This window comes from Agrococcus casei LMG 22410 (genome assembly GCF_900163565.1).
In the GTDB taxonomy this organism is placed as follows: Bacteria; Actinomycetota; Actinomycetes; order Actinomycetales; family Microbacteriaceae; genus Agrococcus; species Agrococcus casei.
Genome location: NZ_FUHU01000035.1, coordinates 66626 through 79448, shown reverse-complemented (window position 1 = coordinate 79448; position 12823 = coordinate 66626). Strand labels below are relative to the sequence as shown.

Annotated in this window: 11 protein-coding genes; 5 read left to right on the top strand and 6 right to left on the bottom strand. The window is 62.7% G+C overall.

Going from position 1 to position 12823, the window contains the following annotated elements:
• The first annotated feature begins 19 nt into the window (after positions 1-19).
• A complete protein-coding gene (locus tag CZ674_RS08065) occupies positions 20-727 on the top strand; it encodes a substrate-binding domain-containing protein (RefSeq protein ID WP_159456936.1) in 708 nt (235 codons plus the stop codon).
• A gap of 27 nt (positions 728-754) precedes the next feature.
• Here CZ674_RS08065 and CZ674_RS08060 read toward each other — a convergent pair whose 3' ends face one another.
• The 3 genes from CZ674_RS08060 to CZ674_RS08050 all read right to left on the bottom strand — a co-directional run bounded on the left by CZ674_RS08060 (position 755) and on the right by CZ674_RS08050 (position 4867).
• Positions 755-1615 (bottom strand): aspartate dehydrogenase domain-containing protein, encoded by an 861-nt coding sequence (locus tag CZ674_RS08060; protein ID WP_086992004.1) that lies wholly within the window; start codon positions 1613-1615, stop codon positions 755-757.
• Between the two features lie 193 nt (positions 1616-1808).
• On the bottom strand, positions 1809-3227 hold the full coding sequence (locus CZ674_RS08055) for an Nramp family divalent metal transporter (RefSeq protein ID WP_086992003.1): 1419 nt from the start codon (positions 3225-3227) through the stop codon (positions 1809-1811).
• Between the two features lie 128 nt (positions 3228-3355).
• Positions 3356-4867: a TIM barrel protein gene (locus tag CZ674_RS08050; protein WP_159456935.1), complete on the bottom strand. Its 1512-nt coding sequence runs from the start codon at positions 4865-4867 to the stop codon at positions 3356-3358.
• A gap of 127 nt (positions 4868-4994) precedes the next feature.
• On the opposite strand from CZ674_RS08050, the gene lhgO reads away from it, so the two are divergent.
• The 4 genes from lhgO to CZ674_RS08030 all read left to right on the top strand — a co-directional run bounded on the left by lhgO (position 4995) and on the right by CZ674_RS08030 (position 10928).
• Positions 4995-6185: an L-2-hydroxyglutarate oxidase gene (lhgO, locus tag CZ674_RS08045; protein ID WP_086992001.1), complete on the top strand. Its 1191-nt coding sequence runs from the start codon at positions 4995-4997 to the stop codon at positions 6183-6185.
• Positions 6185-7237: an Ldh family oxidoreductase gene (locus CZ674_RS08040; RefSeq protein WP_086992000.1), complete on the top strand. Its 1053-nt coding sequence runs from the start codon at positions 6185-6187 to the stop codon at positions 7235-7237. Before lhgO ends, CZ674_RS08040 begins: the two co-directional genes overlap by 1 nt.
• A 354-nt stretch (positions 7238-7591) precedes the next feature.
• Complete coding sequence (locus tag CZ674_RS08035; protein ID WP_327078618.1) at positions 7592-8017, top strand: (deoxy)nucleoside triphosphate pyrophosphohydrolase; 426 nt, start codon at positions 7592-7594, stop codon at positions 8015-8017.
• On the top strand, positions 8010-10928 hold the full coding sequence (locus tag CZ674_RS08030; RefSeq protein WP_086991998.1) for a DEAD/DEAH box helicase: 2919 nt from the start codon (positions 8010-8012) through the stop codon (positions 10926-10928). The genes CZ674_RS08035 and CZ674_RS08030 overlap by 8 nt, the downstream gene beginning before the upstream one ends.
• Before the next feature lie 11 nt (positions 10929-10939).
• Here CZ674_RS08030 and CZ674_RS08025 read toward each other — a convergent pair whose 3' ends face one another.
• The 3 genes from CZ674_RS08025 to CZ674_RS08015 are packed head-to-tail and all read right to left on the bottom strand — an operon-like array spanning position 10940 to position 12624.
• On the bottom strand, positions 10940-11515 hold the full coding sequence (locus CZ674_RS08025; RefSeq protein ID WP_143244693.1) for a hypothetical protein: 576 nt from the start codon (positions 11513-11515) through the stop codon (positions 10940-10942).
• A 4-nt stretch (positions 11516-11519) separates the two neighbouring features.
• Positions 11520-12158 (bottom strand): PIN domain-containing protein, encoded by a 639-nt coding sequence (locus tag CZ674_RS08020; protein ID WP_268802392.1) that lies wholly within the window; start codon positions 12156-12158, stop codon positions 11520-11522.
• Entirely contained in the window at positions 12118-12624 is a 507-nt protein-coding gene (locus CZ674_RS08015) for an excisionase family DNA-binding protein (protein WP_086992057.1), read from the bottom strand. The genes CZ674_RS08020 and CZ674_RS08015 overlap by 41 nt, the downstream gene beginning before the upstream one ends.
• Positions 12625-12823 lie beyond the last annotated feature (199 nt).

Genomic DNA, 12823 nt, shown 5'->3' with positions numbered 1-12823 from the left:
CACGCTGAGAGGAGACACTGTGAGCTCGCAAGAACATCAGCCTGTCGTGCTGTTCAGCGGACTGGCCACGGTCAAGGCGCTCGACGACGAGATCCTTGAGGCGTTCACCGCCGAGACCGGCATTCAAGTCGAACGCAACTATGACCCGACGACCGAACTGCAGCGCCGCATGGAAGCGGGGGAGCGACCCGATCTGCTGATCGCTGCGACTGGATCCGTGCCCGGCATCGCTGAGGCGACGGGTGCCCTGAACGAGGAGACAGCCGTTGCCCTTGTGACGACCGCGATCGGATTCGGTGTGAAGCAGGGGGATGCGCATCCGCCCATCGGCACCGTCGACGAGCTGGTCGCGACCCTGAAGGCAACGCGCTCACTCGCATACTCCCGGGCTGGCCAGAGTGGCATCTACGTACAGAAGCTGCTGAAGCAGCTCGGCATCTTCGACGAGGTCGAGGCGAAGGCCACGCCGCTGCCGAAGGGCTTCACGGGCGAGGCCGTCGTCGATGGCCGCGCAAGCCTGGCGGTGCAGCAGCTTAGCGAGCTCGCCTACGTCGACGGCGTCGACATCGTTGGCTCGCTGCCCGAGGCCGTGCAGCACATCACCGAGTTCTCGGGCGTGCTCGGGGTCGAAGTGGCCGAGGATTCAGACGCCGCGAAGCTGCTTTCGTATCTGCACAGCGAGAAGGCTGCGGGCGCATATCGCCGCTCGGGCCTCGAAGTCGCCTGAAGTTGCGAAAGCGCACCGGTTTGACCGTCAAACCGGCGCGCTTTTGGCAACTCGTCGAAGAGTGTGGGCGAGCGAAATGGCGGTGAGCCCTGATGTTCTCGGGTTCTCGGGGCTCGGCGCGGACTCGAAGCGCATCCGAAACCTGCCGGCCGGCCCCGAGGCCTCGATGTCGTGACTGCTGAGTTCGGCATCCGGGTCGGCGACCAGCTCGACCTGCACGCGCTGCAGCGACCGCTCGAGCGCGGTCGCGCTGTCGCCCGTGCCGCGAGTCGCCCACGCAAGCGCCACCGCGACGTTGACGTTGCCCGGAAACTTCTTGATCGCATCCGCCGGCCCACCGCTGAAGACGACCTTCGGCTCGTCGCCCGGCCGCAGCGCGCGCAAGTCGGCGGCTTCTTCGGCAGACATCCACGGCTGCACGAGCGACCCGGCGAGTTTTCGAGTGCGGATGCGCACAGCAGCGAGTCCATCGGCTTCTGCGGCTGCCCCCAGCAGGTCGAACCCGCCGATGGCCCCTGGTGTGATGTGCAGGCGGCCGGGTCCCTGCAGCAGCTTCGCCCGCGTGTCGGGGTAGGCGAGCGCGCCGACAGAGGTCAGCACGAGGTCGCGGCCGGCGGCGACCACGCCCGGCCCGAGGTCTCGCGCAGCAGACACCCCCGCGCACTCGACGACCAGATCGGCCCGGTCAACCAGCTCACGCCATCCGTCGTTGCTGTGCGACCCGTCGTTACTGTGCAGCTCTACACCGAGTGAGCCACGTGCCTCGTGTGCCTCGACATCGCGCACGACGGCCTGCAGCGCCCAGCGCCCACTCGACACCTCTGGCTGCAGCAGACCGGTCAGCTGACGGCCGATCGCGCCGAATCCGAGCAGCAGAATTCGGGTCATGGGGGACTCCAATCGCAGGGTGTCACCAGCCTAGGTGAGCCGAATGTAGTTGATTCTCTGCAGATGGCTCTCTATGCACCCCAACCACGGCAATCCGCCCAAAATTGACTCGGTTCGCAACACAGCGAACGACGAAGCAGGGCCGGGCGCGTCGAAACGGCATCGACGCGCCCGGCCCTGGTGACCGTGTGAATCAGCCGATCTCGATGCCGAAGGTCTTCACCACCGAGTAGATGGCGAGGGCTGCGACCAGCAGGCTGCAGACCGCGAGGATCACATTGAGCACGGTGTTCTTGCGGAACACCTTGGGCTCGTCGCGCGTGCGCAGCACCCATACCGCGACGACGACTGCGAGCAAGAAGATGCCGGCTGCCGTTCCGCCGATGAGCACCATGATGACGGGCTCGTTGACGATCAGGAAGCTGATGCACCACAGCGACGGGATGACCACCGTGAGGACGCGGATCCACTTCTTGCGCTTGGCCATGTCCTTCCAGTCGAACAGGCCCATGAGGCCAAAGGTGTTGGCCCACTGGCGCGGCACCGAGGCGGCGACTCCGATGACGGTCGAGAACAGTACGAAGATCGCGCCGACCAAGAAGAGCGTGCTCGCCCAGTCGCCGAGGATTGATGTGTAGATGTTCGAGAGGGTCAGCAGCATTTCGTTGCCCGACGGCACGAGGCCCTGCGGGTGGAGGATGGATGCGCCGAGAGTGAAGAACGACATGGTGCAGATGGTCGAGATCATCCAGCCCACGAGCACGTCGAGGCTCATGATGTTGATCCAGCCCTTGGCGCGCTGCTGCCACTCCTTGGTGCCGTCGTTGGGGCCGGTCCAGCGGGCGTAGCCCTTCTCGATGCACCAGTAGGTGTAGGCGGTCATCTCTTCGGCGCCGACGCCGGTGATGCCGAACATGGCGACGGCGAAACCGAGAGCGCCGGCCGGGATCGCAAAGGTGAGGCCGCTGGCGATGTCTGCTGCCGAGTACGCGTAGTCGGTCATCGGCAGCACGGCGGCGAGGCCGACGGTGATCGCGGTGAGCACGACGATGGCGACGACGCAGATGCGCTCGACGACCGAGTATTTGGCGGTGATCATCATGGCGATGACGGTGAGGGTGGTGACGATCGCCCAGAACGCGAGCGAGGGGCCACTGAGAGGTTCTCCGATCACCGGCGCGAGGATGCTTAAAGCGCCGGCTGTTCCTCCGATGATGCCGCCTCGTTGGAGCGCCTTGCAGAGCTCCATGATGATCCAGGCGTAGTTGATGATGCCGAGGCCCTTGACTTTCGGGCCGATCGACGCGTAGCCCTCAAGCGCGGGCTTGCCGGTGATGATCGTCCACTGCGCGAGCTCGAGCTGCACCCAGACCTTGACGGTCGAGGCGATGATGACCATCCACAGCAGGGCGAAGCCTGCCTGGGCGCCGAGCGAGGTGGTGACGATGAGCTCGCCCGAGCCGACGATCATGGCGGAGGTGATGATGCCGGGGCCAAGGTACTTGAAGCGCTCACGGAATCGCGTCGGCGCCTTCTGCACATCGGAGGCGTCGAGCTTGTACGGATCCGATTCCGTGATGTGGTGCTTCTTCGGCACTTCGGTCTGTGACATTCGTGGTCTCCATCGATCTCGAACGGGCTCCCTGGAGCGGGATCCATACGGCGGTGTATTGGGCTACCGAAACTATAGTGTTGCTATCGATAATGCACAACAGCACGTTTTGCTATAGACCTGGGTGCTCAGTCCGCACGCGTGAGACGGGCGAGCAGATCGGCGGCTGCCGCCTGCGGGCCCGCGAGCACGGGCATACTGATCTCCCTTTGGAGATCAGCTGCGATCGGCGCCAGCGAGTACTGCGCGAGCATGACGGCATCGAACTTCGCATCCACGTTGCGAACTCCGGCGACGACGCTGGCCAGCAGCGCATCCGCGTCTCCTGTCGCCTCGAACGACCCGGCCGGCACGACAGAATGCAGGGTCGGTGCGCTCTCGACACCCGCGGCGAGCTGCTCGAGCCGAGCGATGGTGTCGGCTCGTGAAGCCTCGAGGGTTGCGACGACGAGCACATCGGCGAATCGGCCGCCCAACGTCTCGGCGAACACCGACTCGTCCGCGGCGAGCACGGGGATGCTCGCGTCAGACTCGGTCGCGACCGTGCCGTACATCGAGCACGTCAGCAGCACCGCATCCGCCCCCTCCTGCACAGCGTGGTCGATCAGCCGCTGCATGCGCAGATCGAGCTCGGGCGTGAGGCCGCCGCGCGCGCTCGCCTCTTTGAGCAGGCGGTCGTCGAGGATGTTCCAGATCACGACGCCGGGCACTGCGCTCTGCAACGCGGATGCGGCGGGCGCGATCGCTGCGGAGGTTCCGCTGATCAGGGCGATCAGGGGCTCGCTGGTCTGCGATTCGGGCATGTGCTCAGGCATTGCGGCTCTCCTCTGGCTGTCGCTGGGCCGGCGACCGTTCAGCCCATACGGCTCAGCCCATCCGAGTGTTGCGGCGGTCGTCGTGCTCGGGCGGTACTCGCAGCCGATCCATCCGGGGTAGCCGGTGCGCTCGAGCATCGCGAACACTGACGCCCAGTCGAGCACCCCGGTGCCGGGCTCGCCTCGCGACGGCGGATCAGCGATCTGAATGTGCGCGGTGATCGGCAGCAGCTCGTCGAGACGCGCGAGCACGCTGCCGTCGACGATCTCCAGGTGGTAGAGATCGAGCAGCAGCTGCACGCGGTCGGAACCGACTTCGTGCACGATGTCTACCGCGTCGTCGATGCCGCGGTAGGCGAAGCCTGGCATGTCGCCGCGGTTCTGCATCTCGAGCACGGGCAGCACGCCGGTTCCTTCTGCCTGCCGTGCCGCCCATGCAATGCGCTCTGTGGCCAGGTCGAGGGCAGCCTGCTGGCTCTGGCGAGGGGCGAGGGCACCTGCGCGGATGTGTACGAAGTCAGACGCGAGCGTGGTTGCCGCGGTGAGCGCCGCCTCGAAGCTGCGCTTGAAGTCGTCTTCAGCCCCGGGAACGGATGCCCAGCCGAGTGCGCCGGGGGAGCCCGCGGCCCCGGCGGGGGTGTTGATCAGCACCTGCTTGAGATTGCTGGCACGCAGCAGAGCGGCGATCTCTGGTGTGCGGCCCACCCACTGGTCGGGAAACTCGACTCCGCGGAATCCGGCGGCGGATGCGGCGGCGAACCGGTCGTCGAAGTCGACTTCTGTGAACAGCCAGTGCAGGTTTGCGGTGAAGCGCAGGCCAGTCATCGGTACTCCCATCGTCGCGGTTCGATGTGTTTAATATAGTATAGTTTGTTCACTGTCGGGTGTCGATTGTCGACGCCGAATCAGTGACGCAGTGGCGTGGCAATGATGCCAGGGGAGGATTAACGAGGTGAGCAGAACACTCATAGTCGCGGGGGCCGGAATCGTCGGGCTCTCGACGGCGTATTCGCTTGCGAAGGCGGGCAACCGCGTCATCGTGCTCGACAAGGAGGAACACGTTGCCGCGCATCAGACGGGCAACAACTCCGGCGTCATCCATTCGGGTCTCTATTACACGCCTGGAAGCCTGAAGGCGAAGCTCAGCGTCGACGGCGCATCGTCGATTCGCGACTTCGCGGTTGAGCACGGCGTCAAAGTCGACATCTGCGGCAAGCTCGTCGTCGCGACCGATGACAAGCAGCTGCCGCAGCTGAACGAGCTGCTGCGTCGCGGCAAGGAGAACGGCGTGCCGGCTCGGCTGGTGAGCCCCGAAGAGGCTCGCGAGTATGAGCCGCACGTGTCGACCGTGGGTGCGCTGCACGTCGAGTCGACCGGCATCATCGACTACAAAGGTGTCTGCGAGGCGCTCGCGAGACTCATCCGTGAACTCGGCGGCGAGATCCGCTTCGGTGCCGAAGTCAAAGGCGTGAAGGCTGACGCGCTCGGTGTGACCGTCGAGACGCGCAACGGCAGTGTGCGGGGCCACTACTTCGTGAACTGCGGTGGCTTGCACAGCGACCGCATCGCGCGTCTGGCCGGCCTGAAGCCGAGCGTGCGCATCATTCCCTTCAGGGGCGAGTACTACGAGCTGATCCCCGAAGAGCAGCACCTCGTGCGAGGCCTCATCTACCCCGTCCCTGACCCTCAGTTTCCGTTCCTGGGCGTGCACCTCACGAAGATGATCGACGGCTCAGTGCACGCGGGCCCGAACGCGATCTTCGCCTTCGCTCGCGAGGGCTACAAGTGGCTCAACATCAACCCCCGCGACATGCTCGAGAGCGCAGCATGGCCGGGCCTCTGGAAGCTGGGGGCAAAGTTCTGGAAGGTCGGCCTCGCCGAGACCTACCGCTCGTTCTCGCGTAAGAAGGCGCTTGAGGGGCTTCGTGAGCTCGTGCCTGCTTTGGGAGACAAAGCGATCGTGCCGACACACAACGGCGTCCGAGCGCAGGCGATGAACCGAGACGGAACGATGGTCGATGATTTTCTGTTCGAGCGCGGACAGCGGCAGATTCACGTGCTGAACGCGCCGTCTCCGGCGGCCACCGCATCCCTCGAGATCGGCAAGCGCATCGCTACCGAACTGCTGGACATGGCCAAGTGATGCTCGTCTCACCCGAGGTGCTGCACGAGCAGATCGTCGCCATTCTCGCTGCATGGGGCGCCCCAGCGCACAAGGCCGAGGCTGCGGCCGACGTCATGGTCGACACCGACCTCTCTGGCATCGACTCGCACGGTGTTGCGATGCTGCAGTTCTATGAAGAGCTGCGCGACTCTGGCCGGCTCGTACTCGATGCCGAGCCCGAGGTGCTCGAAGACCGACACGGATTCGCGGTGCTGGATGCGCGCGAGGGGCTCGGTCACCCCATCGCGATCGAGGCGATGAAGACTGCGGCCGCGAAGGCGAAGCGCTCTGGCATCGGAGCAGTTGCGGTGCGCGGGTCGAACCACTTCGGCGCACTCGGCTACTACGCGAGGCTCGCTGTCGAAGAGGGCTGCATCGGCTTTGTCACCACGGCGACGCGCACGAAGGTCGCCTCTGCCACCGGAGGCGTGAGCCCGGTGCTCGGCACGAATCCGCTGGCGTTTGCCGCTCCTGCGGCCGGTGCTGAGCCGCTCGTGGTCGACATGTCGACCAGTGTGGTCGCCTTGAACAAGGTGCGCGCGTATGGCCTGCGCGGCAAGCCGTTGCCTTCTGGCTGGGTGATCGACTCGGCCGGAGAGCCGCTGACCGACGGGCTTGAGGCATATGAACTGCTGCGTCGGGGTGAGGCCACGATCTGTGCGCTGGGCGGTGCCGGCACTGAGAACGGCGGCCACAAGGGCTTTGGCCTGAGTCTGATGGTGCAGATTCTGAGCTCGGCCCTTGCCGGAGCGGGGCAGCCCGGCCACGAAGACGACCGCGACAATCTCGGCCATTTCTTCATGGCTATCGATGTGTCTGCTGGAGTTTCTGCCGAGACCGTGCCGTCGTATGTTGCCGAGCTCATTGCCAATGTGCGCAGTGGCCCAGGCGAGGTGCTCGTGCCGGGCGAGCCCGAAGAGGCGTCTCGGCGGATGCGCGAAGCAGAGGGCATACCCGTGCCGGATGCGCTGCTCGAGGGTGTGCGCGGTGTCGCCGAGCGTGCGGGTGCGCCGTTCCTCATCGGTGCCTGAGGGGCCGCGCAGGTCCCCATCGGTGGTTGAGGAGCCGCATCGCGGCGTCACGAAACCGCGCTGCCTATCCTTATCGGTGGTTGAGGAGCCGCGGAGCGGCGTCACGAAACCAGCGAGGGTGCGTGCCCGCCAGTAGGGGAATCCGAGTGTAGGTGACCGAGAGTAGGAGCCAGCCTCCTACTCTCGGTCAAACTCCTACCCTCGGCACGCGCCACCACCCGAAACAAGAGCCGAGCACGTCGCAACTGCATTGACGCATTCGGCCCTTGAGCTTGTGAAGATCAGGCGGTCTGCTCGTTTGGCGGTAGTCGGGACTACTGCCTGAGTTCGTCACACGTCGCCGATAGGCTTCTGGTGACCGAAGGAGACTCCAGCGTGGCTAAACAAATCAACGTTGTCGGTGCCGTAATCGTTCGCGATGAAACGATTCTTTGTGCTCAGCGGGGCCCGGGGGCGCTCGAAGGTATGTGGGAGTTTCCTGGCGGCAAGATTGAGCCTGGCGAGACTCCCGAAGAGGCTTTGCGCCGTGAGCTTGTCGAGGAACTACTGATCGACGTAGAGGTCGGCAAAAAAGTGGTCACGACCGTGTACGAGTATGACTTTGGCGTTGTCACGTTGACTACGTTCTACTGCCGGCTTGATGAGGGCGAACCCACCCTCACAGAGCACGTGGCAGTGAGATGGCTCGCAGTAGAAGAGCTCCCGTCGCTCGAGTGGGCGCCCGCCGATGTGCCAGCAATTGACAAGATACGCAGCGACTTCAGAGCGGTCCATGCGTGACACTTCGAGCGATACCGACTTTGCGCTCGATATTCAGCACGGCTATGTGAGTAAGCAGGTAGGTGCGCGAAAGGTCGCGAATCCGCAGCTCATTCTGAACAACGACCAAGGGTCGATGCTGCGAGCCCTGCGTGAAGAGCTCAGCACGGCATCAGAATTCACGTGGTCGGTCGCGTTCGTCTCGCCTCGCGCCGTCGCGCTGCTCAAACAGGAGCTCGTTGATTTCACTGCCCGGGGCGGCAAAGGAACGATCGTCACCTCCGACTACCTAGGGTTCAATTCACCAGGTGCCTTCCGCGAGCTTCTTGGGCTCTCGAGGCTGGGGATTCCGACGCGTATTTATCGGCAGAGCGACTTCCACCCGAAGGGATACATCTTCCGCCAAGGAGAGCTCACCACGGCAATTGTCGGCAGCAGCAACCTCACCGAACGCGCTCTCGTCACGAACCACGAGTGGAACATCCGCGTTACGTCCGCTTGGGAGAGCGACCTCACCGATCAGCTGAACACACTGGTCGACGAGCAGGTGACTGATTCTGGACTTCTGAGTGAGCAATGGATCACGGCTTATGCCGAGAACTACGTGGCACCCCAGTCGCGCACCGTTCCTCGCCCCGAACCGACTCCGCTAGAGACAGCGATTGGTGCGTCGCCCGCCTATGCGACATTCACCATTCAGCCGAACAGGATGCAGGTCGAGGCGCTTCGCAGAATTTCAGAGCTGCGTGATTCGGGTGCCAAGCGCTCGCTCGTAGTTTCGGCGACCGGAACGGGCAAGACAATTTTGTCCGCGTTGGATGTGCGGGCGGTGCAGCCGCAGCGGTTGCTGTTTGTGGTGCACCGAGAGCAGATCATTGACAAGGCAATTGACGAGTTCATGAAGGTACTCGGGGAGCCGCGCGAGAGTTTCGGCAAGCTTGTAGGTGGTCATCGCGAACTTGATCGAAAGTACGTGTTTGCCTCCATCCAGACGTTGTCGAAGGAGGAGACTCTGCGTGGGATCGCCCCGGATGCATTCGACTACATGCTTGTCGATGAGGTGCATCGCTCCGGTGCGTCCTCCTACCGAAAGGTTCTCGACCATTTCACGCCCGACTTTTTGTTGGGCATGACCGCGACCCCAGAACGAACCGACGGGTTCAACGTATTCGAGCTCTTCGACTACAACGTTCCGTATGAGATTCGGTTGAATGAGGCACTCGATGCCGACATGCTGAGTCCATTCCATTACTACGGTGTGACAGACCTTGAGTTTGCGGATGGAACGACGACTGACGACTTCACAACGGTTCAGAAGCTGGCTTCTGATGAGCGCGTTGACCACATCATTCGCGCCCTCGAAACGTACGGTCACCGCGACATTGCTCCTAAGGGGCTGATGTTCTGCAGTGGTCTGGCCGAGGCGGCAGAACTTTCTGAAGCGCTCAACCAGCGCAGCGTTGATCGGCGTCGTTTGCGCACGATTGCACTTGGTGGCGACTCGTCCCTAGTAGAGCGCGAATCGGCTGTCGCCCGTCTTGAGAACGGTGAGCTTGATTACATCCTGACCGTCGACATCTTCAATGAGGGCGTTGACATTCCGTCGGTGAACCAGATCGTCATGCTGCGTCAAACTGCGTCGTCGATCGTGTTCGTGCAGCAGCTCGGGCGTGGGCTGCGCAAGAGCGACGGCAAAGAGCATCTGGTGGTGATCGATGTCATCGGCAACTACACGAACAACTTCTTGATCCCGGTAGCGCTGTTTGGTGATGCAAGTCTCAATCGTGAATCAGTGCGCCAGAAGCTGATTTCAGCAGAAGAGGTTGGTGTCATCGCTGGGCTATCAAGCGTGCGATTCGACGAGATTTCGCGCGACAGAGTGCTGAAATCCATCGCAACCACCAAGCTGGATGACCTCCGACGCATCCGCACCGCGATGGAACAGATGCGCAATCGAGTCGGAAAGCTTCCGGCACTCTACGACTTCTATCGGTTTGATTCCGCGGATCCCGTCATCCTTGCGACGAAAGCGGAGCATTACCCCAACCTGCTCAACAAGGTATTCAAAGCTGGCCTTTCGTTCTCGGAAGCAGAGAGCAAGTACCTGCAGTTCCTGTCGAACGAAGTACTGCCCGCCAAACGGCTGCACGACCTAGTGCTGCTTCGCTTGCTTTTGGCGGGTGAGACGCTGACATCTGATCAAGTTGCCGAGAGGTTCGAAGAGCAAGAGATTGACTCGTCGCCGGCGTCGGTCGCGAGTGCGATCAATGTCTTGGCGTTGGGGTTCAATTCGACGGATGCTGAGCTCAAGAAATACGGGCAGGGTGTGGCAGTCGTGGAGCCCGAGGGGAGCGTTCGGTTGAACGAATCGTTCCGTAGGTCCTACGACACAACCTCCGCTTTTAAAACTGCCGTCGATGACCTCATCTTCACGGGCCTCGAGCTCATCGAGGCGCGGTACGACACCGATCGTCCGTTCACAGAGGGCAAGTTCTATGGCCGCAAGGACGCCTGCCGGTCACTCCTTTGGCCAAAGAATGTTCAGGCGACGATCTATGGCTACAAGGTCCATCGCACAACCCAAACCTGCCCGATCTTCGTAACCCTGCATAAGGCCGAAGATGTCTCTGCAAGCACTGCGTATGAAGACGCCCTCCTAGATCCGTCGACCATGCTGTGGTTCACGAGAAGCCGCCGAACGTTGCAGTCCGATGAGGTTCGAGCGATTACATCAAACAGCGTCGACCTGCATGTCTTTGCGAAGAAGGACGATGCTGAAGGGTCTGACTTTTACTACCTTGGGCAGGCCCATGCCGTGAGCCCTGAGCAGACCACAATGGGCGACGATCTCAGTGTCGTGAAGATGCAACTGAAGTTCGAGAAGCCGTTGAGCGCAGCGATATTTGACTACTTCCAGCCTGAGCTGACGTAGTACGCGCGATCCTATGCGGCTGCGACCTCGTCGGCAATGTCGTGGAAGGCTGCCCACGGGTTCCTCCGTCTGTCGCGCATTCGGGTGATGGAGTGTTTCGTTGCAAGGTGGTTGGCTAGCTCGCGCGATCGATCATGAGGAAGCTGCTGCAGCCACTCGTGCAGTGCGGTCTTGCCGGCCTCGCTGATCTCGTTCGGCGCCATCGCTCCCAGGCCGAGGTTCAGGCCGAGTGCGGTGCTGTGTGCGACTGCAAACAGCTGATCGAGAAACGCCTCACGCACCCCCTCGCGCATCGTGCTGATCGGAGTCGACCAAGCGCCAGCATTGAGCTCCGCCGCAGCCTTGACAGCCGCCTCCATCAGAGGGTCGAACCTGGTGATCTGCTTGTCGGTGACGTGCGCAATGAACGTCTTGCGCGCATCCGTTGTGTGTTTGGAGAGCGTGTCGATCGTCAGCTCGGTGAATGCCTGCAGGTTGTCTGCGGACACTCCTTCGGGCGGGACGCCGATGCCGCCGTCTTCAATCGCCTGCATGCTGAAGGTCACGGCGCGGTACGCGGCCGCGGCCCGCCTCGTGTGGCCAGGCAAGCGCCTAGTGCGGGGGACGGTCGGGCGACTTCTGCCCTGACTTCAGTTCCGACACGGCGCGAGCAAAACCCGGAGCTCCGCTTCGGGCCAGGCTCTGCAGGAGCTGCTCTTCTGTTGTCGGAGGCCGAACCATCGCCGCGGCTTGATCGCAGACGATGCGTCGAGCCAAAGCGGGTTTCAGATCGAACTGGTCGAGCAGAAACTCGTCGGCCGTGACGGCTTCGAGCCTGAGCGGTGCAAGTGCAGAGCTGGGAAAGTCTCTGATGTTCTCGGTCACAATGATGTCTGCGCGGCCCACGAGCGCCGCGGCGACAACATGGCGGTCGTTGGGGTCGGGCAGCTCGATGCTTTCGACGAGCGGCTCCCAGCCATCGACCATTGCGTCGTCGAACGCCTCGTTCATCGACCGAAACCGGCTGCGCAGCCGACTTGGGTCGATGTCAGGGTGGACTCGGAGAAGCGCGTGGAGCGCCTCGTCCACGACCCGGCTCGACCACAACGGCCGAAACACTCCAGATTCTGCGATGCGGAGAAGAGTGTCCGTCCGTGCCATGGGAACGAGCGTGCAGGCATCGAGAAATGCCGCGAACCGAGCCAACGCCCTAGGACTTTCTCGCTTCAGCCAGGGCAGCCTGGTAGTCACTTGGCGTCGTGTCGTATAGACCGTCTTCGTGGGCCTGCCTCGTCATCTCATCCAGGCGGTCGCGACGTTCTGTTCGCTTGCGGTCTCGGTATGCCAATACGTCTCGGAGTCGCAGTCGCCGATGACGGGACTCTCCGAGCCTCTCGTACGGGAGCTCGTGTTCGTCGAGCAGCCGAACAATCGTGCTGCGGCTGATACCCAGCAGGCTCGCCGCCTGCTGGGTGGTCATCTGCCGGTCGATCGGTTCGACGCTGACAGCTGCCCCCTGTTCCATGGCGTGCACAACCTGTTGCAGCACCTCGTAGGCCTCCAAGGGAAGAGGGATCTGTTCTCCGTCAGGGCCGACGAGCACAGCGGGCTCAGAATGGCTCTCGAGGTATCGCGCGAGTTTGAACATCTCACCGAAGTCATTGGGCGGGTCAACGACATGCGCCTTCTTTCGGGGCGGGGACACTCGTGCGTTCATGTGGCCATTATCGCTCAATTCACTTAATTCGCGCAATTCGATCATCGCAATTCTCGTTCCGTAGTGCTGGCCCCGTCGTTGTATGAGACTGGCAGGCACCACTGACGTGGCTCTGCAGGTCAGGTCCCACACCTGATTTCGTGACACCGCTTCGCGACTCCTCACTCATCGGCCGGCGTAGATTCCCGCGAAAGTCACA

Bases quoted from the DNA above. Each gene is read 5' to 3' on its own strand.
- CZ674_RS08050 (WP_159456935.1), bottom strand. From the start codon at position 4,867: ATGACTGGCCTGCGCTTCACCGCAAACCTGCACTGGCTGTTCACAGAA.
- CZ674_RS08055 (WP_086992003.1), bottom strand. From the start codon at position 3,227: ATGTCACAGACCGAAGTGCCGAAGAAGCACCACATCACGGAATCGGAT.
- CZ674_RS08060 (WP_086992004.1), bottom strand. From the start codon at position 1,615: ATGACCCGAATTCTGCTGCTCGGATTCGGCGCGATCGGCCGTCAGCTG.
- CZ674_RS08040 (WP_086992000.1), top strand. From the start codon at position 6,185: ATGCTCGTCTCACCCGAGGTGCTGCACGAGCAGATCGTCGCCATTCTC.
- CZ674_RS08015 (WP_086992057.1), bottom strand. From the start codon at position 12,624: ATGAACGCACGAGTGTCCCCGCCCCGAAAGAAGGCGCATGTCGTTGAC.
- CZ674_RS08030 (WP_086991998.1), top strand. From the start codon at position 8,010: ATGCGTGACACTTCGAGCGATACCGACTTTGCGCTCGATATTCAGCAC.